This is a genomic window from Paraburkholderia steynii (assembly GCF_900100565.1).
GTDB lineage: Bacteria > Pseudomonadota > Gammaproteobacteria > Burkholderiales > Burkholderiaceae > Paraburkholderia > Paraburkholderia terrae.
This window is the reverse complement of the sequence record NZ_FNDI01000006.1, coordinates 1-25,200: the sequence shown is the minus strand read 5'-3', so window position 1 is coordinate 25,200 and position 25,200 is coordinate 1. Positions and strand designations below refer to the sequence as shown.

Genomic DNA, 25,200 nt, shown 5'->3' with positions numbered 1-25,200 from the left:
GTTTTGCCGCGTATGCGCCCCTATAAGCGGGGCGTTACGGCTTGAAAAACCTTATGTAAATCATGGGCTTCCGGGGTTGTTGCGGCGCAAAACGAGGGGTTCGGGGCGCGCTTGCGGTAAAATTGCGGGCTGAATTCACGCTGTTTTTCTTTCTGGTCTGCCGCCTCATGTCTTCGAAGCCTGTTTCCAGTCCCCGCCGAGTATCCGTGGCGCCCATGATGGACTGGACTGATCGCCACTGTCGCTCGTTTCACCGCACGCTGTCGCGGCACACCTGGTTGTATACGGAGATGGTGACGACGGGCGCGCTGATTCACGGCGACGTCGAACGCCACCTTGCGTTTACCGCCGACGAAGCGCCTGTCGCGCTGCAACTCGGCGGCAGCGAGCCGGATGATCTCGCGCGCTCGGCGAAACTCGGAGAGCAGTGGGGCTACGACGAGATCAATCTGAATTGCGGCTGCCCGTCGGAGCGTGTGCAGCGCGGCGCATTCGGTGCGTGTCTGATGAACGAGCCGCAACTTGTCGCCGATTGCGTGAAGGCGATGCGCGATGTGGTGTCGGTGCCCGTGACGGTGAAGCACCGGATCGGCGTCGATGACGTCGAAGACTATGCATTCGTGCGCGACTTCGTCGGCACGATTGCCGAGGCCGGTTGCGAGGTCTTCATCGTGCATGCGCGCAATGCGATCCTCAAAGGCCTCAGCCCGAAAGAGAACCGCGAGATTCCCCCGCTCAAGTACGACTACGCGTATCGATTGAAGCGCGACTTTCCGCAGCTCGAGATCATCATCAACGGCGGGATCAAAACCCTCGACGAAGTCGAAGCACACTTGCAGCACGTCGACGGTGTGATGCTGGGCCGTGAGGCGTATCACAACCCGTATGTGCTCGCCGATGTCGACGCGCGTTTCTACGGCTCGAAGGATGCCGCGCCGACCCGCGAAGAAGCGGAGGCGAAGCTGATCGAGTACTGCCGCGCCGAAATCGCCCGCGGCACGTATCCGGGCGCGATCGTGCGTCATGCGCTGGGGCTGTATCGCGGCGTGGCGGGTGCGCGTGGATGGCGGCGCGTGCTGTCGGACAGCAAGAAGCTCCAGGCGCGCGATCTCGCGATTTTCGACGAAGCGCGACAGCATTTGCGCGAACCCAGCGAAATCTTTGAATAAAGGGCTTTGCAAATACGGTTCGTGTTTGTATAATCTCGCTTCTTCGTTGCTGAGCACCGCTCTGCGGCAGGTGACGAAGATGTAGTGCAGTGGTGGCTGTAGCTCAGTTGGTAGAGTCCAGGATTGTGATTCCTGTCGTCGTGGGTTCGAGTCCCATCAGCCACCCCAGAGAATTCAAAAACGGCATTGCGAGAAATCGCAATGCCGTTTTTGTTTTGGCGTCCGAGAGGATGCAACGCGCTGTCGTTCAAAGAATCGAACGCGCGCGCATCAGGCCAACCGCAGATTCACCCCTTCCGCAACGGCTTCAGCAACTCCTTCAAGCCGTTGTGATCGATCTCATGCATCAACGCGAGCAGCCTGCCGATCTCACCAGGCGGAAATCCTTCGCGCGCAAACCAGTTCAGATAGTGTCCCGGCAGATCGGCGATCACACGGCCTTTGTATTTGCCGTAAGGCATCGTACGCGTCACGAGCAATTCAAACTGTTCGACATTCATTTCAAGTCCACCTGTTCAGCGCCGGGCATCTCAAACCCGTTTCCGCCGATGATGCCCGCTCACATGCGCGCCCGCATCACGTTCGAGCCCGAACACATCGACGATCGCCACTAGCCCGACAGCCGCCACCAGCAGGAAAGCAATGCTGAAATCGGCGGGCGTCACCGACTGCGCTTCGTGCCCATGCAACCATGCTGCAACCCGCAGCGCAATCGCGCCGAGCGCGACGCCCATGCCCATTGTCATTTGCGAGAGTGTGCTCGATAACGTCGATGCACCGCTCATCTGCGGCTTCGGCACATCGGCGAACGCGAGTGTATTCACCGCAGTGAACTGCAACGAGCGCGACAACCCGCTAGCAAACAACACGATGGCCATCGGCACGAGCGGCGTCGAAGCCGTCAGCAGGCTCATCGCCGCAATGCTGATCGCCGCGAGTGCGCCATTCACGAGCAATACGGGACGAAAGCCGAAGCGCCGCATCACGGGCGTCGTCACGAGCTTCATCGACAGATTGCCGGCGAACACGATGAGCGTCAGCAGCCCCGAATGGAACGCGTTCATGCCGAAGCCGAGCTGGAACATCAGCGGCAGCAGAAACGGCACAGCGCTGATCGACACGCGAAACAGCGAGCCGCCACCCATCGCGACAGCAAACGTCTTCACGCGAAACGCCGACAGATCGACCACAGGATGCGCGCTGCGGCGCAGATGAAAGAGGGCACCGATGCCCGCAGCGACGCCACCCGCGAGGAACGCGAGCGCTTCGCGCCACGGCGCACCCGAGCGGCCGAGCAGTTCCATCGCATACATGATGGCCGTGCCCGCGATGCCGCACAGCGCGAAGCCGATACCGTCGAACGGACGCTTCTGCGATTCGCCTTCCGCGCTGATGAAGCGCCACGCGAGCACGATGCCGAGAATGCCAAGCGGCACATTCAGATAGAAGATCCAGCGCCACGACGAGTACGTCGTGATGAAGCCGCCCAGCGGCGGTCCTAGCACGGGCGCGACGAGCCCGGGCCACGTGATGATCGAGATCGCGCGCATCAGGCCGTCCTTGGGCGTCGCGCGCAGCACGGCGAGGCGCCCGACGGGCACCATCATCGCGCCGCCGATACCCTGCACGATGCGCGCCGCCGTGAACTCGACGAGCCCGTTCGTCATCCCACATACAACCGACGACGCCGTGAACACCGCGAGCGCCGCCGTGAACACGTTGCGTACGCCGAAGCGGTCGGCGGCCCAGCCGCTGATCGGGATGAAGACGGCGAGCGTCAGCAGATACGACGTGATGCCGATGGAGAGATCGACGGCATGCACGTTGAACGACTGCGCCATCTGCGGCAGCGCGGTGGCGATGATCGTGCCGTCGAGGTTCTCCATGAAAAACGCCGCGGCCACGAGCGTCACGATCAGCGACTGCCGTCCGTGCGACGGGACGGATGACGTGGACGGCGCATCTGACATCGACATGATTCTCCGAACGTTGTAAGCGCATCGAAACCGGCCATCCGCCTGGTCATGTGCCGGCGCGGCCAGCCGCTATTCTAGCCACGCACGCGGTTTGCGCGGACATGGTAATTTCGCGTTTTACCGATTTATCACCCGCAAGAACACGAACAGGAACCAGGCGATGGAATACCGCAGACTCGGCGATACGGATGTGAAGGTCAGCCTGATCGGTCTCGGCACGATGACGTGGGGCGAGCAGAACACGGAGCGCGACGCGCATGAACAGATCGATTACGCGCTCGACCAGGGCGTCACGCTGATCGATGCCGCCGAGATGTACCCGGTGCCGCCGCGCCCGGAGACGCAGGGCTTGACGGAACGCTACATCGGCACATGGATGGCGCAGCATCGCAGTATGCGCGACAAGATCGTGCTCGCGACGAAGATCGCGGGTCCCGCGCGTCAGCCGCACAACCCGCGTCACATTCGCGGCGAGGGCAACCAGTACGACCGCAAGAATCTCACCGAGGCGCTGAACGACAGTCTCAAGCGTCTGCAAACGGACTACGTCGATCTGTACCAGTTGCACTGGCCCGATCGCAGCACGATGACGTTCGGCCGCCCGGCGTATCCGTGGATCGACGATGCGTACACGGTGCCCATCGAAGAGACGCTCAGCGTGCTCGCGGAGTTCGTGAAGGAAGGGAAGGTGCGTCATATCGGCGTGTCGAACGAAACGCCTTGGGGCGTCGCGCAATTTCTGCGCGCGTCGGAGAAGCTCGGCTTGCCGCGCATCGTGTCGATCCAGAATCCGTATAGCCTGCTGAACCGCACGTTCGAAGCGGGGCTGTCGGAGTTCTCACATCGCGAGCATGTCGGGCTGCTCGCGTATTCGCCGCTCGCGTTCGGCTGGCTGTCGGGCAAGTATGAAGGCGGCGCGCGTCCGGCGGGCGCGCGCATCACGCTGTTCGAGCGCTTCCAGCGCTACAGCAAGCCGCAAGCCGTGCAGGCAACGACGCATTACGTCGAGCTGGCGAAGCGCCACGGCCTGTCGCCCGCGCAGTTCGCGCTCGCGTTCGTCAACAGTCGGCCTTTCCTGACGAGCAATCTGATCGGCGCGACGTCGCTCGATCAGCTGAAAGAGAATATCGCGAGCGCCAATGTGAAGCTGTCGCCGGAAGCGCTTGCGGAAATCGACGCGCTGCACGAACTGCAGCCGAACCCCGCGCCCTGAGCGGCACGCCGCGCGCCGCGACGCCTATGTCGCGGCGCTCTGGCGGCAAGTGTACGAACGCACCTAACGCCACGTTCAATAGCACGCAGGCGCGGGTACAAGTCACCCGTCGCGCCGCTTTCGCCCCCACTTTTTACGATCCCGTTCGATCCGTGTAGAGTGGCCGTTGCCGCGTGCCGATGCGGCAGCCCAGCCGGCGCGCGAACCCGTGCGTGCCGCACGAACGGCAACGTAGTCAACAACACAACGACCGACCCTCACGACGATGAACGCCACGCGTCCCACCTCTTCGTCCGCCGCCCCGACCTGGCCGATTTTCGTGCTGCTCGCTATCGCGGGACTTTTCTACGTCAAATGGTTTCCGTATTACAACCGCGCGTTCACGGCGGCATCGACGCATTCGATCGGCGCGTCGATCCTGATGGGCAAGGCGTCGAGCCCGCCCGCGCCGTCGTGGAGCGCGGCGCTGGCCTACGCGCTCGCGTACGGCAAGGCGATCTGGCAGGCGATGGTGCTCGGCCTGCTGCTCGGCTCGGCGGTGCAGGCCCTGCTACCCGCGCACTGGGTCGCGCGGCTGCTCGGCAAGACGGGCTTCGGCAGTGTCGCGGCGGGCGGCCTGCTTGCGCTGCCGGGAATGATGTGTACGTGCTGCGCGGCGCCCGTCGTCGCCGGACTGCGGGCGCGGCAGGCTTCGCCGGGCGGCGCGATCGCGTTCTGGCTCGGCAACTCGGTCCTCAATCCCGCGACGCTCGTGTTCATGGGCTTCGTGCTCGGCTGGCACTGGGCCGGGCTGCGGCTCGTGCTCGGCATCGCGATGGTGTTCGGCCTCGGCTATCTGGCGAACCGGCTCGTGACACCCGCGGAAGCGCAAGCGGCCGACGCGCACCTCGTCGAACTGGTCGGCGAGCAGCGTGACGGCAATCCGTTCGCGCGCTGGCTGTCGATCTTCGCGCGGATGGCCGTGCGCCTCGTGCCGGAATACATCGTGCTGGTCCTGCTGCTCGGCGCGGCGCGCGCGTGGCTCTTTCCGCAAGTCGGGCCGGAGATCGGCAACGACATCGTATGGATCGTCGCGCTGGCCGTCGCGGGCATGCTGTTCGTGATCCCGACGGCGGGCGAGGTGCCCATCGTTCAGGCGATGCTGTCGCTCGGCATGGGCGTCGGCCCGGCGGGCGCGCTGCTGATGACGCTGCCGCCCATCAGCGTGCCGTCGCTCGTGATGCTCGCACGCTCGTTCCGGCCGCGCGTGCTGACTGTCGTCGCCGTTGGTGTGGTCGCGTTTGGCGTGCTGGCCGGGCTGCTGGCCGTGGCACTCGGCTTCTGAGCAAGCGCCCGTAACAAGCGACCGTAATAAAACGCGGCGTCGCAGCGGCGAATCTCGTCCTAAACTGGGGAGGCAAGCGCGCGATCGGCATGCAGCGCTGGGTGGCATGGGTGTGGCCTTGTTGCACTGCAAGACGCAGTCGGACGGATGCAAATGCTACGATGGCGGCCGTTCATGCCGCCAACGCGGCGCAAGGCAGGACGAATCATTCAGCTGCACAAAACGGCGTGCAAGCGCCAACCAGTTAAATTCAGGACATCGCATGGCCCAACAAAAGACCAATCCGAAACTCGAGCAGGCGCTGACCCGCGGGGATCTCGCTATCCGTCAGGCCAACTCGGCACGCGCCACAGCCGTGCTGCGCGCATTGGGCAAGATGATCATCGACGCATCGGCGACGATCGGCGTCGAAGCGCATACGTCGATTCCCGATGGCGACCGCATTTATGATCCCGTCGACGGCATGTGGCCGCAGGCGCTGCTCGTTTCGCTCGATGGCCCCGTCGAGGAAGCCGACCCGGAAGAGTTGCGCACGATCCGTTTGCGCTCCGACGATCCGGGCACGATGTTCCGCGTCGAGTGGCATCGCGCGGACGGCAAGATCGGCCGCCAGGAAGGCGGGCCGTTCGCGACGGTCGAGTTCATCTCCGACGTCGACGTGCCGTGGTCGGATGACGAAGAGTGATCTGATTGAATCAGCTTGAGGGCGCCGCCGCGCATGAACCTGCGCGCGGCGCCCTCAGCGCATCATGCGGCGGCGGAACAGCACCGCCGATATGCAGAACGGCACCACCACGTACGCGGCTAGCACGGCCACGTGGAGCGCTGCGTCGTTCATCGGGCGGTCGAGCAGCGCCGGACGGATCAGGTCGACGGTGTGGGCGAGCGGCAGCAGTTGCGCGGCGAACTGCGCGGCGGGTGGCAATTGGGACAGCGGAAAGAACACGCCCGAGAGCAGCAGCATCGGCGTGAGCACCAGCGTCTGATAGAACATGAAGAAATCGTACGAGGGCGCGAGCGCCGTCACGATCATCGCGGTGCTCGCAAACGCAAGCCCCGCCAGCACGATGACGGGCAGCGCGATGAGCATCGACGGAAAGCTCGCATAGCCGAGCGCGCCCGCCACGACCATGATGGCGGCGCCCGACAGCACAGCCTTGCTGCCCGCCCACACGACTTCGCCGAGGACGATGTCGCCGAGCGTGAGCGGCGTGTGCATGATCGCCTCCCAGGTGCGCTGTACGTGCATCCGCGAAAAGCCCGAATACATCGACTCGAAACTCGCCGACATCATCACGCTCGACGCCACCGTGCCCGCGGCGAGGAACGAGATGTACGAGACGCCGTCGACATGTCCGACCATCAGCCCGAGGCCGAAGCCGAGCCCGAACAGATAGATCATCGGATCGGCGAGATTGCCGAACATCGACGCGAGCGCGAGCTTGCGCCACACCAGATAGTTGCGCCGCCAGACGGCAATCCAGTTGACGGCGTTCGCGGGCAACGCGGCGAACCGCTCGCGTGACGCGGCGTGCTCGGGGGTGTCGTAGGTGCGTAAGTCCATGTGTTCGGTGCGCCTTGGATGTCGGTGGCGAATGGTTGTGTGCCCGTCAGTCTTGCATTTCGCGGCCCGTCAGACGCAGAAACACGTCTTCGAGATTCGCCGGCCGGTGCAGGTAGCGCAACCCCGCGCGCTGCTTCAGCCGCGCGTGAACGGGTTGCGGATCGTCGACATAACAGAAGAGCGTCTCGCCGCTGATCTCGGTGCGCACCGACAGCGGCGCCAGTTCGTCGCGCAGCGTTGCGGGATCGGGGCCATACACTTCGATCACGTCGCAGCCTATTTCCGAAGCGATCAATTCATTCGGCGCGCCTTCCGCGATCTTGCGTCCTTCCTCGATTACGCACAGCCGGTGACACAGACGCTCGGCTTCTTCCATGAAGTGCGTGGTCAGCAGAATCGTCTTGCCGCGCGCGAGCAGCGAGCGCAGCCGCTCCCAGATCAGATGGCGTGCCTGCGGATCGAGGCCTGTGGTCGGCTCGTCCATGATGAGCACGTCAGGGTCGTTGATGAGCGCGCGCGCGAGCGTGAGCCGCCGCTTCATCCCGCCCGACAGCTCGCCGACGCGCGCATCCGCCTTGCTTTCGAGGCGTGCGAATTCGAGCAGCGTCGGCACCATCGCGCGACACTGCGCGGCGGACAGGCCGAAGTAGCGGCCGAACACGAGCAGGTTTTCGCGGACCGTGAAATCAGGATCGAGATTGTCGAACTGCGGCACGACGCCGACGCGCGCCCGCGCGAAGCGCGAGCGCACTGGAATCGGTTCGCCGCACAGACGGATGCTGCCTGCATCGGGTGCCGCAATGCCGAGCAGCATGCGCAGCGTCGTGGTCTTGCCCGCGCCATTGGGACCGAGCAGCCCGAAACATTCGCCCTTGCGCACATGAAACGACAAGCCGTCGACGACAGTTTTCTCGCCGTAGCGCTTCTCGACCTGATGAAATTCGATTGCAGCTTCAGTCATACGAAGACGGATGCTCCCTGAATAGGTGCGTGGCCGGTGCAAAGCGCGAGACGGCTGCCTATTTTAGGGCATCGTGCGTGCCGCGTTTGGCGCATGGATGCGCGTCGCTGGCGGATCGTATGCACGATCTTGCACCGCGTCATGGCGCACTGCGCGGGCCACCGCACTTAGCGTTTTCCATCCCTTGCATGTGGAATTGCGGCGCACCATGATTCAGATGAGACCGCGATAGTCGCGGGCATGGGGGAAGCAAAATGGCGAGCTACAACAAGATTCTGCTGTGCTACGACGGCTCGCGTGAAGGCCGCAAGGCATTGCGTTGCGGCGCGAATCTGGCGCTCGATCTGGGCGCGGAGACGCATTTGCTGTCGGTCGTCGACATGCGTTCGAGCATTGCGCAAAGCGCAGGCCTGCTGACGGACGTCGCATGCGGCAGCTTCGAAAAGACCGCGCGTGAGATTCTCCAGGAAGGCGTCGACTGGCTCACGGAACGTGGCGTGAAGGCGACGGGGCATTTCGCGTTTGGTCATCCCATCGACGAAATTGCGTCGCTAGCGACCGAGTTGCACGTCGATCTGGTGGTGGTCGGGCATCGCTGCCGCACGGGACTGTCGCGCTGGTGGATGGGCGCGGGCAATACGCCGCTGCTGGACCGCGTGTCGTGCAGCATTCTGGTCGCGTGCTCGTCGGCGGCTGAAGAGGAGCAGGCGGCTGCGTGAGGCAGCCGCCATCTGGCGCACGTGTTGTGAAGAAGCGTCAGCCGTTCAGATCGACGGCTGACAGCTTCCACGTGAAAAGCCCCTGCCTACGAAAGATCGCCGCATAGCGCGTGTCGCCGACACCGTGCTGATAGCTCACAACGAACTCATTGACACCGCGATATCCCGCCGTGGTTTGCGGCGGCTGCGGCGGCGTGTTGCTATTGGCGTTAGCCTGGCTAGATGCGGGCGCAGGCGTTGGTGGCGAGTTGGGCGCCGGATTGTCCGCTCGAGCAGCGGGCGGAGGAGGCGGGCGCTCGCCCGGTTCGCCGCGCGGCGGAATGCCGTTGAGCAATGCGGCGACACCATCCGGCGTCGCATAGGCATCGACGAGCGGACCAATCAATGCAACGCCGATCATCGCGCCGATGGCGGCAAGCGGATTGCCGTTGTGCTGCACGTCGAGCCGGCGCGTCAGCAATCCCGTGACCTGTAGCTTGAGGCTGTCGCGCAGCGCCGGGTAATCGACGTATTCGTTGACCGTTTCCACATCGCGGGAATCGGCGGCGCGTTTGAGCCGGTCGAGCGCGATATACGGCGATGCGTACGCGTAACCCAGCGCAGCCACGACGACGATCACGATCAACGCGATCAGAAGTGGCCGGCCAACCCGGCCTTTCATCCTTACCAAACCTGCCATTGTGCGGAACGCTCCGTTTTCAATATCGATCAGGTGTGGACCCGATCGGCACCGAAACGATCCCACAAGTTTGCAAGCAAGCGTTTCACAGCTCCGATATCAGGCGCACGTGGCGCGCTCACGCTGCCTGCTGCGTCAGTTGATCGCCTTGCTCGGCAATCGCGCGATCGATCATGTTGCACACGGCGTCCACCGTGCCGACCATGATGAGTCGCGACGACCCGTGATAGACCCGCACGGGCGCGCGCCGCGCCGGTTCCGCGTTGAGACCCGAGTTCAGCGACACGCGCGCGAACGCCGGTTGCGCGGACGGCAGCGGTTGAGGTTCTTCATCGAACAGCGATGCCGTGCGACCCGTGACGTTCGACGCAAGCGCCGTCAGCGAACCACAAGGGACGAGCTCGCGCAGATGGCGCAGACGACCGAACTGGCGAAAGGGCAGCAAGCGGGCAAGGCGTTCCATGAGTCTCTCCAGACAGTGTTCAGCTAATTAGAATTCCGTCGGCCGGATCAGCCCGACCGCGATGCCTTCCAGCGCGAACTCCGCACTGCCGGCCTGAACAAAAATGTTTTCGTAATCGGGGTTCTCGGCAATCAGCTCGATGCCGTTGGGCCGGCGCTTCAGACGCTTCACGGTCACGTCGTCACCCAGACGCGCGATGATGATCTGGCCGTCTTTCGCTTCGCTCTTTTTCTGCACGGCGAGCAGGTCGCCGTCGAAGATGCCCGCGTCGCGCATGGACAGGCCGCGCACCTTCAGCAGGTAGTCGGGCTTGCTGGAGAACAGCGACGGGTCGCACGTGTAAGTCTGCGAGATATGTTCTTGCGCGAGGATCGGGCTACCGGCTGCCACGCGGCCGACGAGCGGCAGCGACAACTGCATGATGCTCGCGTGCGGCAGCGTGAACTGATGCGGGGAGTCGTCCTGGCCCGCGAGCAGGCGGATGCCGCGCGACGCGCCCGCCGCCAGTTCGATCACGCCTTTGCGCGCCAGCGCCCTCAGGTGTTCTTCCGCCGAGTTCGCCGAGCTGAAGCCCAGTTCGGCCGCGATCTCGGCCCGCGTGGGCGGGAAGCCCGTGCGCTCGATAGCGCGGCGGATCAATTCGAAAACCTGCTGCTGACGTGCGGTGAGTTTGGTCATGGCGCCACTGTATGGATAGACAGGTGACTGTATTTTTATACAGTATTCGGCGCATTTCAAGCTTTACTTTAAGTTCGTCGCGGCGGGTGTCGTGTGAACGTCGAAAGGCGACGCTGAAACGGCGCTACGGACGCGCTCGCGGACGCAAACCATTCCTTTACCACTATTGCGTATTAAAAAATGAAGAAACATTATTTTTAATGATGAAGCCGCCCGGATAGACTGGCCTCCATTGATGCAGCAGCAACGCCCACGCAGCGGCAGAGGCGCTTGCCGCTTGCGCAGCAGCGAATCGCGGCAATCAGCGGAAAACAGGCAATCACACTAACAAGACGGAGAAGGTCGATGGGTATTCGGATCACGGGGTTGGCAGGAGCAAAGGCAAAGCGCGGCAGCGCGAAGCGGTTGGTCGCAGCGCTCGCGCTGGGCGCGGCGTCGGCGGTCGGGATGATCGCGCAGGCGCATGCGGACACCACGCTGCTGAATGTTTCCTACGATCCGACCCGCGAGCTGTATCAGGACGTCAATCAGGCCTTCGGCAAGGAATGGAAGGCGAAGACGGGCGAGACGGTCACCTTCAAGCAGTCGCACGGCGGCTCGGGCGCGCAGGCGCGTTCGGTGCTCGACGGCCTGCAGGCCGATGTCGTGACGCTCGCGCTCGCTTATGACATCGACGCGCTCGCTAACAAGGGCCTCATCAACAAGGACTGGCAGAAACGTCTGCCCGACAACGCATCGCCGTACACGTCGACGATCGTGTTCCTCGTGCGCAAGGGCAACCCGAAGCACATCAAGGACTGGGACGATCTGGTGAAGCCGGGCGTGTCGATCGTGACGCCGAACCCGAAGACCTCGGGCGGCGCACGGTGGAACTATCTGGCGGCATGGGCGTACGCGTCGCATCTGCCGGGCGGCAGCGACCAGAAGGCCAAGGAATTCGTGTCGAAGCTGTATAAGAACGCGGGCGTGCTCGACTCCGGCGCGCGCGGCGCGACGACGAGCTTCGTGCAGCGTGGTATCGGCGACGTGCTGATCGCATGGGAAAACGAAGCGTTCCTGTCGGTGAAGGAATTCGGCACCGACAAGTTCGAGATCGTGGTGCCGTCGGCGAGCATTCTGGCCGAGCCGCCTGTCGCCGTGGTGGACAAGGTGGTCGACAAGCACGGCTCGCGCAAGCTCGCCGACGCGTATCTGAACTTTCTCTACAGCGAGGAAGGCCAGGAAATCGCCGCGAAGAACTTCTACCGTCCGCGTTCGAACAAGGTGCCGGCCACGCTCACCGAGAAGTTTCCGAAGCTGAAGCTGTACACGGTCGACGACTCGTTCGGCGGCTGGACGAACGCGCAGAAGACGCACTTTGCCGATGGCGGCGTGTTCGATTCGATTTACCAGCCGCAGTGAAACCACGAAGCGGCAATGTTTGAACAAAGGCGCGCCCTCGGGCGCGCTTTCGGCAATGGTGCGACGGCACGCGTTGCAACGCATAAAACCTGAAAGAGCTTTCGCATGACGACGTTGACCTTTCGCAAGCCGAGCGCGATACCCGGCTTCGGCCTGACGCTCGGCATCACGCTGGCGTATCTGAGCCTCGTGGTGTTGATACCCCTCGCGGCCACTTTTCTCAAGACGGCCACGCTCGACTGGAGCCAGTTCGTGCGCGCCGTTACGTCGCCGCGCGTGCTCGCGTCGTACCGGCTGACGTTCTTCTCGGCGCTCGGCGGCGCGCTGATCAACGCGGTGTTCGGCTTTCTGGTCGCGTGGGTGCTGGTGCGCTACAAGTTTCCGTTCAAGCGCATCATCGACGCCGTCGTCGATCTGCCGTTTGCGCTGCCCACATCGGTGGCGGGCATCTCGCTCGCGGCGATTTATTCGGGTAATGGCTGGGTCGGCCAGTTTCTCGAACCGCTCGGCATCAAGATCGCGTTCACACCGGCGGGCGTGCTGGTTGCGCTGACCTTCATCGGCTTGCCGTTCGTCGTGCGGACCGTGCAGCCCGTGCTCGAAGAGTTCGAGCGCGAGCAGGAAGAGGCGGCTGCGTGCCTGGGTGCGTCGCGCTGGCTGACGTTCCGGCGCGTCGTGTTTCCTTCTGTGTTTCCCGCGTTGCTGACGGGTTTTGCGTTGGCGTTCGCGCGCGCGTTGGGCGAATACGGCTCGGTGATCTTCATCGCGGGCAACGTGCCGATGAAGTCGGAGATCACGTCGCTGCTGATCATCACGAAGCTCGAGCAATACGATTACGCGGGCGCAACGGCGCTGGCTGTCGTGATGCTGGTGGTGTCGTTCCTGATGCTGCTGCTGATCAACACACTCCAGTGGTATCTGCAGCGGCGCACGACCCGCGGCCGCACGGCGCCTACCGTGCCGGTTGTGTCGTCGGCTGCACTGACGGGAGGTGCGCAATGAGCCAGGATTCCGTAGTGCTGTCCAGCTCGGGCGCGGGCAACGCCAACACTGTGCGCCGTCCCGATCCGGTAACGGAGCCGCGCGTCGTGCGCTGGATTCTGACGGGCATCGCGCTGCTGTTTCTCGCGCTGTTTCTCGCGCTGCCCCTCGTTGCCGTGTTCTATCAGGCGTTCAGCAAGGGCGTTGCGTACTACTTCGAGTCGCTCGCGGATCCCGATGCGGTGTCGGCGATCAAGCTGACGCTCTTGACGGCAGCGATCGCCGTGCCGCTCAACCTCGTATTCGGCCTCGCGGCATCGTGGTGTATCGCGAAGTTCGAGTTCCGCGGCAAGGCGCTGCTGACGACGCTGATCGATCTGCCGTTCTCGGTGTCGCCCGTGATCTCCGGCCTGATCTACGTGCTGATGTTCGGCGCGCAAGGCTGGTTCGGACCGTGGCTCGCCGATCACAACGTGCAGATCATCTTCGCGGTGCCGGGCATCGTGCTCGCGACAATCTTCGTCACGTTCCCGTTCGTCGCGCGCGAGCTGATTCCGCTGATGCAGGCGCAAGGCAACGACGAGGAAGAGGCTGCGCACGTGCTCGGCGCGTCGGGCTGGCAGATCTTCCGGCGCGTCACGCTGCCGAACGTGAAATGGGGTCTGCTGTATGGCGTGATCCTGTGTAACGCGCGCGCGATGGGCGAGTTCGGCGCGGTGTCGGTGGTGTCGGGCCACATTCGCGGCCAGACGGACACGATGCCGCTGCACGTCGAGATTCTCTACAACGAATATAACTTTTCGGCGGCCTTCGCCGTGGCGTCGCTGCTCGCGTTGCTTGCGCTCGTCACGCTCGGCCTGAAGCTGCTCGCCGAGCGTCACATGTCGGCAGAACTGGCGAGCGCGCGCGACGTGCCCGCGCATGCCGGTCCCGTGAGCAAGCCGGCCACGCCGTCGACGAATACCGCCGCACAATCGGTCCAGTAAGGAGAGTTGTCAAAGATGGGCATCACCGTACGCAATCTGCAAAAGCGCTTTGGCGATTTCACCGCGCTCGACAACGTCTCGCTCGATTTTCCGCCGGGCGAACTCGTCGCGCTGCTTGGACCTTCGGGCTGTGGCAAGACCACCTTGCTGCGCGTAATCGCGGGCCTCGAATACGCGGACGCGGGCCAGGTCGTGCTGCAAGGCCAGGATGTCGCGGAAGTGGGCGCGCGCGAGCGCAACGTCGGCTTCGTGTTCCAGCATTACGCGCTGTTCCGTCACATGACGGTGTTCGAGAACGTCGCGTTCGGGCTGCGCGTGAAGCCGCGCAAGGAGCGCCCGTCCGAAGCCGTGATCCGTGAGAAAGTGCATGAACTGCTGAAGCTCGTGCAACTCGACTGGCTCGCGCAGCGCTATCCGTCGGAACTGTCGGGCGGTCAGCGGCAACGTATCGCACTGGCGCGCGCGCTGGCCGTCGAGCCGAAAGTGCTGCTGCTCGACGAACCGTTCGGCGCGCTGGACGCGAAAGTGCGCAAGGAACTGCGCAGCTGGCTGCGCCGTCTGCACGACGACCTGCATATCTCGACGATCTTCGTCACGCATGACCAGGAAGAAGCGCTAGAAGTCGCGGACCGTATCGTCGTGCTGAACCACGGGCACGTCGAGCAGGTGGGCAGCCCGCAAGACGTCTACGATCATCCGCAGACCTCGTTCGTCTACGAGTTTCTCGGCGCGGCGAACCGGCTGCATGGCAGCGTCGACGGCAAGGGTTTCGTCGTCGATGGCGCTGCGCAGCCGATCGCAATCGAAGCGAACTTCCAGGGAGCGGCGTTCGCTTATGTGCGTCCGCACGATCTCGTGCTGTATCCGCAGGCTTCGGGGCATCGCGACGGCATCGTCGTCGGCGTGCGGCGCGTGGTGACGCTGGGTGGCTCGGTGCGTGTCGAGCTCGAAGGGCGCGCAGGTCACGTGCTCGAAGCGGAACTGGATCGCGAAGCATGGCGCGAGTTGCAGCTTGCTGTCGGCGACGGCGTGACGGCCGTGCCGCGCGCGTTGCGTGTATTCCCTGCACATTGAACGGCGCGCCGAGCGCATTTCAACCCAGGCATTGAACAACAAACCTACTCTGGCCGAACCGGAGACATCGATATGAATTTCCAGCAGTTGCGCTTCGTGCGCGAAGCCGTGCGGCAGAACATGAACCTGACGGAAGTCGCGAACGTGCTGTACACGTCGCAGTCGGGCGTCTCGAAGCAGATCAAGGATCTCGAAGATGAGCTTGGCGTCGATATTTTCATTCGACGCGGCAAGCGACTGACCGGGCTGACGGAGCCGGGCAAGGCGGTGCATCAGCTGATCGAACGCATGCTGCTCGACGCGGAGAATCTGCGCCGAGTCGCGCGCCAGTATGCGGATCAGGACAATGGTCACCTCGTCGTCGCGACGACGCACACGCAGGCGCGATACGCGCTGCCGAAGGTGGTGCGCCAGTTCACTTCGGTTTTTCCGAAGGTGCATCTCGCGCTTCGCCAGGGCAACCCGCAGCAGATAGCGCAGATGATCATCAACGGCGAGGCCGACATCGGCATTTCGACGGAAGCGCTCGACCGATATCCCGACATCGTTACGTTCCCGTGCTATTCATGGCATCACGTGGTCGTCGTGCCGAAGGGGCATCCGCTGGTGGGCCGCGAGAACATCACGCTGGAAGAGATCGCCGAATACCCGATCGTCACGTACGACCAGGATTTCACGGGCCGCTCGCACATCGACCAGGCATTCGCGAAGGTGGGCGCGCTGCCCGACGTCGTGCTGACGGCCATCGACGCCGACGTGATCAAGACCTACGTCGAACTTGGCATGGGCATCGGCATCGTCGCGGCGATGGCGTTCGATCCGAAGCGCGATACCGAACTCGTCGCGCTCGACACGCAGCATCTGTTCGAAGCGAGCACGACGCGCATCGGCTTGCGCAAGGGCGCGTTCCTGCGTGCCTATGCGTACCGGCTGATCGAGATGTTCGCGCCGCAACTGCATGAAGCGGATATCGCGAGTCAGTTGCGCGAAGCGGCCTGATAACGGGTGTTTTGCGCGCGAGCTTCATCTAGAGGCTCGCGTTTTCATCGATGGCGGCGGCGTGCGCATCGCTTACAATCGCCGCCATGAATACCTCTACTTCTGCAACGCGCGCGCTGCCGCGCATCGCCGTGCTTGCGACGGGCGGCACAATCGCGGGCGCCGCGCCTGACGCGACCAATACTTCGGGTTATCAGGCGGGCGTCGTCGGCGTCGGGCAATTGCTTGCCGCCGTGCCGTCGCTGGCTGCTGTTGCGAACGTGCAGGCCGAACAGGTCGCGAGCGTCGACAGCAAGGACATGGCGCTCGCGTTGTGGAGCACGCTCGCGCAGCGCATCAATACGCTGCTGGCCTCCGATGAAGTCGACGGCGTGGTCGTCACGCATGGCACCGATACGCTCGAAGAAACCGCCTATCTGCTGCATCTGAGCGTCAAGAGCGACAAGCCTGTCGTGCTGACGGCGGCGATGCGGCCGTCGTCGGCACTGTCGGCCGATGGCCCGCTGAATCTGCTCAACGCCGTGATCGTCGCGGGCAACGCCAAAGCCCGAGGGCAGGGCGTGCTGGTCGCGTTCAACAACCGCATTCACAGCGCACGCGACGTCGTAAAGACGAGCACGTATGCCGTCGATGCGTTTCAGTCACCCGAAATCGGCGCGCTCGGCTGGGTGCAGGACGGGCGCGTCGAGTTTCAGCGCAGCGTCGTGCGGCCGCATACGGGCGCGACACCGTTCGTGATCGATTCGAACAGCGCGGCATGGCCGTTGGTCGAAGTCGTGACGAGCTATGCGGGCGTGTCGCGCGTGGCCGTCGATGCGCTTGTTTCAGCGAGCGTGAAGGGTATCGTCGTCGCGGGTACGGGCAACGGCTCGATTCACTCGACAGTGCAGACGGCGCTCGTCGAGGCCGCGGCCAAGGGCGTCGCGATCGTGCGGTCGTCGCGTGTCGGCTCGGGTCACGTGATGCGCAATGGTGCAGCCGCCGACGATGCGCTCGGCTTTGTCACGGCAGGCGCGCTCAATCCGTACAAGGCGCGCGTGCTGCTGATGCTCGCGCTCGCGGCGGGCCTTACGACACCGGTTGCGTTGCAGCAAATCTTCGATACGTTCTGATTCCTTCCGCATCACAAGACGACGCGATCGTTCCTCGCGGATATAACGCGTCGCTCGCTCACATTCCCTCGTCTGGAAGCCTGCTTCGCGGATGCCGCGTGGCAGGCATTCGTTCAGACGTTTGACTGAACATCGTCTATAACAGTCAATAGCCCGGCGCACGGCAAGCTTTCAGATGGCATCGCAAACGGGTTCCGTTGCACTCGCAACGGCTTGCGGTGCCATCACACGCTGCATCCATTACGTTCATGTCTTTCCCGTACCGGTCGTTGCAGGTCCAACAAACCGCATCAAAATGACAGGAGACATACCGATGAACGCATCCCTGAAGCTCTTGCCGCTCGCCATCGGCGCAGCATTCGCGATCCTGCCTGCCGCTTACGCCGCGCAGGACAACGTGCAGACGCTGTCGAACTTCAAGACCACGGGCAACACGAAACCAGCCGAAACTGTGCCGCAGACGGGCGCGCGCGCCGACGCGCTGCGCGAGAACCTGAAGGCGATCAAGCTGCCGCCCGGCTTCAAGATCGAACTGTATGCGATCGTGCCCGAGGCCCGCGCGATGACGATCGAGCCGTCGACGGGCGTGGTGTTCGTCGGCACGCGCAAGGATCGTGTGTGGCAGGTGACGGACCGGACCAAGCGGCGCGTCGCCGACGACGTCGTGCAGTTCGCGAGTTCCGTTACGTTCAAGGTGCCCAATGGCGTGTGCTTCTCGCCGGATGGCGTGCTGTACATCGTCGAGCAGAACCGCGTGCTGGCGTTCCCCGCCGCGCAGTTCTTCGGCGAGGGCGGGCCGGACGTGGCCGCCGCTGTGGTCGTACCGCAGGGCAAGCTGATTCCGCCGCAGTTTGAAAGCTTCAACCATGGCGCGCGTTATTGCCGCGTCGGACCTGACAAGAAGCTGTACATCGCGCTCGGCCAGCCGTGGAACGTACCGCCCAAGGACAAGCTCGCCGAGCTCGACAAGAACGGACTCGCGGGCATCATCCGCCTGGACCAGAACGGCAAGAATCGCGAAGTGTATGCACATGGGGTGCGTAACTCGGTGGGCCTCGATTTCAATCCGAAGGACAAGTCGCTGTGGTTCACCGACAACCAGGTGGACGGCATGGGCGATGACATCCCGCCTGGCGAACTGAATCACGCGACGAAGGCGGGCGCGAACTTCGGGTTCCCATGGTATGGCGGCGGGCATGTGCGCACGGAGGAATACAAGGACCAGACGCCGCCTGCGGGCGTGGTGTTCCCGATGGTCGAGTACGCTGCGCACGCGGCGGATCTTGGCATGACGTTCTATACCGGCAAGATGTTTCCGGAGAAGTATCAGGGCGGCATTTTTGATGCGGAGCATGGGTCGTGGAATCGGACGAAGCCGATTGGTGCGCGCATTATGTACACGCCTGTCAAGGATGATGGCTCGGTCGGGGAAACCGAGGTTTTCGCGGAAGGTTGGTTGACGCCGAACGGTGAGTACATGGGACGTCCTGTCGATGTGCAGCAGTTGCAGGATGGGTCGTTGCTCGTGTCGGATGATTACGCTGGCGCGATTTATCGGATTTCGTACGCGAAATGAAGGGCTTTTTTGGGGTACCTCTAGTGGTTGCGTTCGTTGTTGCAGGGTTCGCCTGCGCGGCGAATGCAGCCGATGTCGCCAAGGGGCGTGCCAAGGCCGTGCAGTGCCAGGCGTGTCATGGGATGGATGGCATCGCCAAGATTCCTGAGGCGCCAAATCTGGCTGGGCAGAATGAGGACTATCTGATTAAGGCGCTGAAGGACTTCAAGTCGGGAGCGCGGCAGAATGACATGATGTCGTTGGTCGCGAAGCCTCTTTCCGATGATGATATTGCCAATCTGGCGGCTTTTTATCATAGCCTTCGGTGAGGTTTTTGTTTGTCTTCGACGTGCTGGTGTGGTGTGCCTGTTTTTGCGCTGGCATCCGGGTTACGGTGTTTGCTGCGCGAGCTCCGGCGCGGTGTGTTTGCCTTTGCGCCGGCATCCGCGTTATGCCTTCGTGCCTCAAGCGTCGCCCCTGTGCGGGGCGGCACCTACTTTTCTTTGCCGCCGCAAAGAAAAGTAGGCAAAAGAAAGCGGCTAACACCGCCAGTTCTTGTGTTTGCCTGAGGGACCCCAACCGGTCTTACGCTTCACACGGCAACACCCTTGTTCACGTGCGTTGCTAACGCTTCGAATGAACGTCTCACCCGCTTCGAATACCCGTACTCGGGCAAGCGGCAGCGAATGGTATGTGCCGCCCAGGTGGCAAACTGTGTGTAGGTTGTCGCTTCGTATAAGGTAGCGCTCTTACAGGATGGAGCGTGCGCTATCGGTCCGAAGTGTGGCGTGTGTGGCACTACTGCCTACACACAGTTTGCCACCTGGGCGGCGGAGGAATATCTGGCACGGCGTGCTGTAACGCGGGGGTGTGAAGTGGGTGATGCGCTGGATTAGAGCGTTGGCAACGAACATGAATCGAGAAGTTGCCGTGTGAAGTGAGGGACCGGTTGGGGTCCCTCAGGCAGGAAGAAATGTTGGCGGTGTTAGCCGCTTTCTTTTGCCTACTTTTCTTTGCGGCGGCAAAGAAAAGTAGGTGCCGCCCCGCACAGGGGCAACGCTTGAAGCACGCTAACAAAGCGCGGATGCCAGCGAAAAGGCAAATGCACAGGTGCAACGCGTGAATGACAAACACCGCAACGCATATGCCAGCGCAAAAACAGGCACACCACACCAACGCGTCGCAGACAAAAAAACCAAACCACAGCAGGACACCCGACGATGACGTCTGACCGACCAAGGCTTCCCCGTCATCGCCGGGTGCCGCTGCGGACCCCACTTGCCGCTCTCAGCCCAGAGCGACATGATTTGCCCAATCCGATGCGTGCCGCGCGCCGGACCAGGCGCCCCACTTGTGCGCCACCGTGATTCGCACACGGCAGCCGTCATTGCATTAAAGCGCTACAGGCTCGCTCAAGCCGCTTTCTGATCGGCAGAAGGCGCCTGCGCGACTTCAAAATTCGCCATGATTTCGAGCGCGCGAACCATCGCCGAGTGATCCCATGCCTTGCCGCCGTTCGCCGCGCACACGCTGAACAGTTGCTGGGCACTGGCCGTATGCGGCAATGCGATGCCAAGCTTGCGCGCGCCATCGAGCGCGAGGTTCAGGTCCTTTTGGTGCAGCTCGATCCGGAAGCCCGGATTGAACGTGCGCTTCGTCATGCGCTCGCCATGCACTTCGAGAATCCGCGACGACGCGAAGCCACCCATCAACGCCTTGCGCACGCGCTCCGGATCGGCGCCCGAACGCGCCGCGAACAACAGCGCTTCCGCGACCGCTTCGATGTTCAGCGCGACGATGATCTGGTTCGCCACCTTGCAGGTCTGTCCCGCGCCGTTGTCGCCGATCAGCGAGATGTTCTTGCCCATCAGGTCGAACAGCGGCTTGGCCAGATCGAATGACTTTTGCGGACCACCGACCATGATCGTCAGCGTCGCATCGCGTGCGCCGATTTCGCCGCCGGAGACGGGCGCGTCGAGGTAGTCGCAACCCAGTTCGTTGATCTTCTTCGCGAACGCCTGCGTGTCGAGCGGCGAGATCGAGCTCATGTCGATCACGAGCTTGCCCTTCGTCAGGCCCTTCGCCACGCCGTCATCGGCGAACAGCACGTTCGCGACGTCGGGTGTGTCGGGCACCATGATCACGACGATGTCGGCCGCCTGCGCAACAGCCGTCGAATCAGCGACCGACGTGGTCGTTTTGGCGAGATCTTCCGGCACCGGGTACGCGCCATTGACGAACAGCGTATGGCCGCCCTTGATGAGATTGCGCGCCATGTGCGCGCCCATGATGCCGAGGCCGATGAAACCGATCTTTGCCATTGAATGAGTCTCCAGTAAATAAGGTTCGAAATGTGCTCGTGTGTCGTTGCAATCAGGCGCCGATATCAGGCGGAGGCATGAGCGCGCTTCACGCCCGCGACGCTCTCCAGCCAGCCGAGGCCTTCCGCCGTCGTCGTACGCGGCTTGTACTCGCAGCCGACGTAGCCCTGATAGCCGAGCGAATCGAGCAGATCGAACAGGAACGGATAATTGATTTCGCCCGTGCCCGGTTCGTTGCGGCCCGGGTTGTCGGCGAGCTGGATGTGGGCGATCTGCGCGAAGTTCTTCTTGATCGTCGCGGCGAGTTCGCCTTCCATCCGTTGCATGTGATAGATGTCGTATTGCAGGAACAGGTTGTCGGAGCCGACGGCCTGAATCACGTCGAGTCCTTCCGACGAACGGTTCAACGCGAAGCCCGGAATGTCGTACGAGTTGCACGGCTCGACGAGCAGCCGGATGCCTTCGTTCTTCAACGCTGCAGCGGCGAAACGCAGGTTATCGACGATCGTCGCGCGCGCCTTGTCGGCATCGACGCCCTTCGGAATGCCGACGAGGCAGTTCAGTTGCGGCACCTTCAGCGCCTTCGCGTACTCGATCGCGCGGCCCACGCCTTCCTGAAACTCGCCGACGCGATCCGGCAGCGAAGCGATCCCGCGTTCGCCCGCTTCCCAGTTGCCGGCGGGCAGGTTGTGCAGCACGAGCTTCAGCTTGTTCTGCGCGAGCCGCTCGGACAACTCGGCGATCTGATACGGGTACGGGAACAGAAATTCGACGGCGTCAAAGCCCGCGTCGGCGGCCGCTGCAAAGCGGTCGAGGAACGGGAGTTCGTTGAACAGCATCGTGAGATTCGCGGCAAATTTCGGCATGTTGCTTTTTCTCTCTGGTCGGTCAAATTGAACAGCACGGCGCGGGCGGATGCGTTTCACTGGAAACGCGTCCGCCCGGATGAGGCGGGTACGGCAATCAGTCGAGCAGGCTGACCGCGCTCGGCGCATCGGCGCGCGTCACGGCGAGATCCTCGAACTCGTTGATCGCGTCGATCTCGGCGCCCATCGAAATGTTCGTCACACGCTCGAGAATCACTTCGACGATTACGGGCACGTTGTACTCGGAGAGCATCGACTGCGCTTTTTCGAGCGCCGGCTTGATCTCTTCCGGCTTGAACACGCGGATCGCCTTGCAGCCGAGACCTTCTGCAACCGCGACGTGATCGACGCCGTAGCCTTCGAGTTCCGGCGCGTTGATGTTGTCGAACGCGAGCTGCACGCAGAAGTCCATGTCGAACGCGCGCTGCGCCTGGCGGATCAGGCCCAGATACGAGTTGTTCACGACCACATGCACGTACGGCAGCTTGAATTGCGCGCCCACGGCCAGTTCTTCGATCATGAACTGGAAGTCGTAGTCGCCCGACAGCGCGACGATGGGGCGCTGCGGATCAGCGGCACGCACGCCCAGCGCTGCCGGAATCGTCCAGCCGAGCGGGCCCGCCTGGCCGCAGTTGATCCAGTTGCGCGCCTTGAACACGTGCAGGAACTGCGCGGCGGCGATCTGCGACAGGCCGATCGTGCTCACGTAGCACGTATCGCGGCCGAACACCTTGTTCATCTCTTCGTACACGCGCTGCGGCTTGATCGGCACGTTCTCGAAGTGCGTCTTGCGTTGCAGCGTGCGCTTGCGTTCCTGGCATTCCTCGACCCATGCGCCGCGGTCCTTCAGCTTGCCCGCAGCCTTCCATTCCTTCGCAACTTCGACGAACAGTTCGAGCGCGAGCTTCGCGTCGGACACGATGCCGAGATCCGGGCCGAACACGCGGCCGATCTGCGTCGGTTCGATATCGACGTGTACGAACTTGCGGCCCTTCGTGTACACCTCGACGCTGCCCGTGTGACGGTTCGCCCAACGGTTGCCGATGCCGAGCACGAAGTCGGAGGCGAGCATCGTCGCGTTGCCGTAGCGGTGCGACGTTTGAAGGCCGACCATGCCCGCCATCAACGGGTGATCGTCGGGAATCGCGCCCCAGGACATCAGCGTCGGGATCACGGGCACGCCGATCGTTTCGGCGAACTGCACGAGCAGATCTTCAGCGGCAGCGTTCAACACGCCGCCGCCGGAGACGATCAGCGGCTTCGCGGAATCGTTGAGCAGCGTGAGCGCGGCTTCGATCTGCTTGCGCGTCGCGGCGGGCTTGTAGATGGGCAGCGGCTCGTAAGTCTCGATGTCGAACTCGATCTCGGCGAGCTGCACGTCGATGGGCAGGTCGACCAGCACGGGACCAGGGCGGCCCGAGCGCATCAGATGGAACGCCTGCTGGAACACGCGCGGCACGAGAGCCGGTTCGCGCACCGTGACGGCCCACTTCGTGACGGGCTTGGCGATCGATTCGATATCGACGGCCTGGAAGTCTTCCTTGTACAGACGCGCGCGCGGCGCCTGGCCGGTGATCGCGAGAATGGGGATCGAATCGGCCGAGGCGGAATAGAGGCCCGTGATCATGTCGGTGCCCGCGGGGCCCGACGTGCCGATACACACGCCGATATTGCCCGGCGCTGCTCGCGTATAGCCTTCCGCCATGTGCGATGCGCCTTCGACGTGGCGCGCCAGCACGTGACTGATGTTGCCTGCCTTGCGCATGGCCGAGTAGAACGGATTGATGGCGGCGCCCGGAACGCCGAATGCCGTGTCGATGCCTTCTTTTTCGAGCACGAGCACCGCTGCGTCGACGGCTCTCATCTTGGCCATGAATGTCTCCTGGAAGTCTGTAAAGCGGATTGGTGTTAGGCACACTTTAAGACTGCATCTAAGGTTTGATAAGATCATTCAAGGTCGCTTATTCCAAAACAAAAAGTATGGAATGCGGGTGGGACGCCCAGTGGGGCGCGTTGCGGCGAGAAGCCCGTGCCACAGCACCTGGAGACGAAAAATGGATCGCTTTAAACAGATTGAAACGTTCGTGCGCGTCGCGGACGCGGGCAGCCTGGCGTCGGCGGCGCTGGAAGAGGGTGTGTCGCCCGTGATTCTCGGACGCCGGATCGACGCGCTCGAAAAGCGCCTGGGCGTCAAGCTGATGTACCGTTCGACGCGCCGGCTGGTGGTCAGCGAAGAGGGCGCGGCGTTTCTCGAACGCTGCCGCGGCCTGCTCAGCGAATGGGATCAGGCGGAAAACGAGTTGATGGCGGGGCGGCGCTCGGTCAACGGGCATCTGATCGTGTCGGCGCCCGCCGCGTTCGGGCGTAAGCATGTTGCGCCGCTCGCGCCCGAATTTCTGAAGGACAAGCCCGAATTACAGGTTTCGTTCAATCTGACCGACCGCGTCGTCGATCTGGTGCGCGAGGGCTACGATCTGTCGATTCGCATCGGTGGCGCGGTCGATCCGAACTTTGTGGCCGTCAAGCTGGCGACGAACCGGCGCGTCGTGTGCGGGACGCCTGAGTACTTCCGCAAGCATGGCAAGCCGAAGGCGCTCGAGGATCTGCCGGCTCACAATTGCCTCGCGTTCAATCTGCAAGGCGGGCAGAACCGCGGCTGGTACTTCCGGCGAAATGGCAAGCTGACGACGGTGCGTGTCGGTGGCACGCTCGATTGCAACGACGGCGAGTTGCTGCACCGCTGGGTGTCCGAAGGGCTCGGGCTCGGCTGGCGCTCGACGTGGGAAATCGATCAGCAACTCGCAAGGGGCGAGCTTGAGACCGTGCTCGATGAATATGCGCTGCCTGATTACGACATTCTTGCTGTTTATCCGCAGCAGCGGTATGTGCCTGCCAAAGTGCGGTATTTCATTGATTATCTGAAAGAGGTTTATGCGCGGCCTGATTACTGGGTTAATGCGGGGTGATTTGGGTTTTTTTGCCTTGCGGCGGGAGGGTTTTGGTGTTTTTTGCGGTTGGGCGTTTGTGGCGCCGCGGGCGTTGCCATTCGGTGTTCTTGCCTTTGCGCTGGCATCCGCGCTATGCCTTCGTGCTTCACGCGTTGCCCCTGTGCGGGGCGGCACCTACTTTTCTTTGCCGCCGCAAAGAAAAGTAGGCAAA

25 protein-coding genes and 1 tRNA gene are annotated in these 25,200 nt (G+C 62.9%); 16 read left to right on the top strand and 10 right to left on the bottom strand.

The genetic code is table 11. The features are described 5' to 3' along the window. Positions 1-167 precede the first annotated feature (167 nt). Positions 168-1,169 carry a tRNA dihydrouridine(20/20a) synthase DusA gene (dusA, locus tag BLT65_RS12820; RefSeq protein WP_091778596.1) on the top strand — a complete coding sequence of 334 codons (1,002 nt, stop codon included), beginning with the start codon at positions 168-170 and terminating at the stop codon, positions 1,167-1,169. A gap of 92 nt (positions 1,170-1,261) precedes the next feature. Beyond that, positions 1,262-1,337: transfer RNA gene (locus tag BLT65_RS12815), tRNA-His, on the top strand. Positions 1,338-1,456: 119 nt separating this feature from the next. On the opposite strand, the gene BLT65_RS12810 is transcribed toward BLT65_RS12815, so the two are convergent. Both BLT65_RS12810 and BLT65_RS12805 read right to left on the bottom strand, forming a co-directional pair. Beyond that, on the bottom strand, positions 1,457-1,669 hold the full coding sequence (locus BLT65_RS12810; protein ID WP_007588014.1) for a DUF3820 family protein: 213 nt from the start codon (positions 1,667-1,669) through the stop codon (positions 1,457-1,459). Between the two features lie 30 nt (positions 1,670-1,699). Beyond that, on the bottom strand, positions 1,700-3,145 hold the full coding sequence (locus BLT65_RS12805; protein WP_091778197.1) for an MFS transporter: 1,446 nt from the start codon (positions 3,143-3,145) through the stop codon (positions 1,700-1,702). A gap of 160 nt (positions 3,146-3,305) precedes the next feature. On the opposite strand from BLT65_RS12805, the gene BLT65_RS12800 reads away from it, so the two are divergent. The 3 genes from BLT65_RS12800 (at position 3,306) to BLT65_RS12790 (ending at position 6,367) form a co-directional block, all read left to right on the top strand. Further along, entirely contained in the window at positions 3,306-4,358 is a 1,053-nt protein-coding gene (locus tag BLT65_RS12800; protein WP_091778195.1) for an NADP(H)-dependent aldo-keto reductase, read from the top strand. 265 nt (positions 4,359-4,623) lie between these two features. Further along, the gene (locus BLT65_RS12795) at positions 4,624-5,682 is read left to right on the top strand and encodes a permease (protein WP_091778193.1); all 1,059 of its coding nucleotides are present in this window, start codon (positions 4,624-4,626) and stop codon (positions 5,680-5,682) included. 262 nt (positions 5,683-5,944) lie between these two features. Then, positions 5,945-6,367 (top strand): hypothetical protein, encoded by a 423-nt coding sequence (locus BLT65_RS12790; RefSeq protein WP_007588002.1) that lies wholly within the window; start codon positions 5,945-5,947, stop codon positions 6,365-6,367. 54 nt (positions 6,368-6,421) lie between these two features. Here the strand turns inward: BLT65_RS12790 and BLT65_RS12785 are convergent, their stop codons facing one another. Both BLT65_RS12785 and nodI read right to left on the bottom strand, forming a co-directional pair. Beyond that, a complete protein-coding gene (locus tag BLT65_RS12785) occupies positions 6,422-7,246 on the bottom strand; it encodes an ABC transporter permease (protein WP_042310133.1) in 825 nt (274 codons plus the stop codon). Between the two features lie 46 nt (positions 7,247-7,292). Continuing rightward, on the bottom strand, positions 7,293-8,207 hold the full coding sequence (gene nodI / locus BLT65_RS12780) for a nodulation factor ABC transporter ATP-binding protein NodI (RefSeq protein WP_091778191.1): 915 nt from the start codon (positions 8,205-8,207) through the stop codon (positions 7,293-7,295). 254 nt (positions 8,208-8,461) lie between these two features. Between nodI and BLT65_RS12775 the strand changes: the two genes are divergently transcribed. Next, positions 8,462-8,926, top strand: a complete 465-nt coding sequence (locus BLT65_RS12775) for a universal stress protein (protein WP_042310137.1) — start codon at positions 8,462-8,464, stop codon at positions 8,924-8,926. Between the two features lie 37 nt (positions 8,927-8,963). Here BLT65_RS12775 and BLT65_RS12770 read toward each other — a convergent pair whose 3' ends face one another. The 3 genes from BLT65_RS12770 to lexA all read right to left on the bottom strand — a co-directional run bounded on the left by BLT65_RS12770 (position 8,964) and on the right by lexA (position 10,746). After that, positions 8,964-9,605: a DUF2939 domain-containing protein gene (locus BLT65_RS12770; RefSeq protein WP_091778189.1), complete on the bottom strand. Its 642-nt coding sequence runs from the start codon at positions 9,603-9,605 to the stop codon at positions 8,964-8,966. A 118-nt stretch (positions 9,606-9,723) separates the two neighbouring features. Beyond that, complete coding sequence (locus tag BLT65_RS47190) at positions 9,724-10,068, bottom strand: hypothetical protein (protein ID WP_091778187.1); 345 nt, start codon at positions 10,066-10,068, stop codon at positions 9,724-9,726. Positions 10,069-10,095: 27 nt separating this feature from the next. Then, complete coding sequence (gene lexA / locus BLT65_RS12760) at positions 10,096-10,746, bottom strand: transcriptional repressor LexA (RefSeq protein WP_007587989.1); 651 nt, start codon at positions 10,744-10,746, stop codon at positions 10,096-10,098. 345 nt (positions 10,747-11,091) lie between these two features. Here lexA and BLT65_RS12755 point away from each other — a divergent pair, with 345 nt between their 5' ends. The 8 genes from BLT65_RS12755 to BLT65_RS12720 all read left to right on the top strand — a co-directional run bounded on the left by BLT65_RS12755 (position 11,092) and on the right by BLT65_RS12720 (position 19,183). Continuing rightward, complete coding sequence (locus BLT65_RS12755) at positions 11,092-12,147, top strand: sulfate ABC transporter substrate-binding protein (protein WP_091778185.1); 1,056 nt, start codon at positions 11,092-11,094, stop codon at positions 12,145-12,147. A gap of 105 nt (positions 12,148-12,252) precedes the next feature. Beyond that, on the top strand, positions 12,253-13,149 hold the full coding sequence (cysT, locus tag BLT65_RS12750) for a sulfate ABC transporter permease subunit CysT (protein WP_007587987.1): 897 nt from the start codon (positions 12,253-12,255) through the stop codon (positions 13,147-13,149). Then, positions 13,146-14,114: a sulfate ABC transporter permease subunit CysW gene (gene cysW / locus BLT65_RS12745; protein WP_042310146.1), complete on the top strand. Its 969-nt coding sequence runs from the start codon at positions 13,146-13,148 to the stop codon at positions 14,112-14,114. The genes cysT and cysW overlap by 4 nt, the downstream gene beginning before the upstream one ends. Before the next feature lie 15 nt (positions 14,115-14,129). Further along, positions 14,130-15,188: a sulfate/molybdate ABC transporter ATP-binding protein gene (locus BLT65_RS12740; RefSeq protein ID WP_091778183.1), complete on the top strand. Its 1,059-nt coding sequence runs from the start codon at positions 14,130-14,132 to the stop codon at positions 15,186-15,188. Positions 15,189-15,260: 72 nt separating this feature from the next. Further along, positions 15,261-16,187 (top strand): CysB family HTH-type transcriptional regulator, encoded by a 927-nt coding sequence (locus tag BLT65_RS12735; protein WP_042310150.1) that lies wholly within the window; start codon positions 15,261-15,263, stop codon positions 16,185-16,187. A 50-nt stretch (positions 16,188-16,237) separates the two neighbouring features. Beyond that, entirely contained in the window at positions 16,238-17,299 is a 1,062-nt protein-coding gene (locus BLT65_RS12730; protein ID WP_091778181.1) for an asparaginase, read from the top strand. 313 nt (positions 17,300-17,612) lie between these two features. Continuing rightward, positions 17,613-18,875 (top strand): PQQ-dependent sugar dehydrogenase, encoded by a 1,263-nt coding sequence (locus BLT65_RS12725; protein ID WP_091778179.1) that lies wholly within the window; start codon positions 17,613-17,615, stop codon positions 18,873-18,875. After that, positions 18,872-19,183, top strand: a complete 312-nt coding sequence (locus tag BLT65_RS12720) for a c-type cytochrome (protein ID WP_042310158.1) — start codon at positions 18,872-18,874, stop codon at positions 19,181-19,183. The genes BLT65_RS12725 and BLT65_RS12720 overlap by 4 nt, the downstream gene beginning before the upstream one ends. Before the next feature lie 1,083 nt (positions 19,184-20,266). On the opposite strand, the gene BLT65_RS12715 is transcribed toward BLT65_RS12720, so the two are convergent. The 3 genes from BLT65_RS12715 to gcl form a co-directional block, all read right to left on the bottom strand. Next, the gene (locus tag BLT65_RS12715) at positions 20,267-21,175 is read right to left on the bottom strand and encodes a 2-hydroxy-3-oxopropionate reductase (protein WP_091778177.1); all 909 of its coding nucleotides are present in this window, start codon (positions 21,173-21,175) and stop codon (positions 20,267-20,269) included. A gap of 65 nt (positions 21,176-21,240) precedes the next feature. Then, complete coding sequence (gene hyi, locus BLT65_RS12710) at positions 21,241-22,041, bottom strand: hydroxypyruvate isomerase (RefSeq protein ID WP_091778175.1); 801 nt, start codon at positions 22,039-22,041, stop codon at positions 21,241-21,243. Between the two features lie 97 nt (positions 22,042-22,138). Then, positions 22,139-23,914, bottom strand: coding sequence for a glyoxylate carboligase (gcl, locus tag BLT65_RS12705; protein WP_042310181.1), 1,776 nt, complete (start codon positions 23,912-23,914; stop codon positions 22,139-22,141). A 181-nt stretch (positions 23,915-24,095) separates the two neighbouring features. On the opposite strand from gcl, the gene BLT65_RS12700 reads away from it, so the two are divergent. Next, entirely contained in the window at positions 24,096-25,007 is a 912-nt protein-coding gene (locus BLT65_RS12700; RefSeq protein WP_007745410.1) for a LysR family transcriptional regulator, read from the top strand. Beyond that, on the top strand, positions 24,973-25,200 hold a 228-nt coding region (locus BLT65_RS47625), incomplete at its 3' end, for a hypothetical protein (RefSeq protein WP_208545767.1). The genes BLT65_RS12700 and BLT65_RS47625, both read left to right, overlap by 35 nt.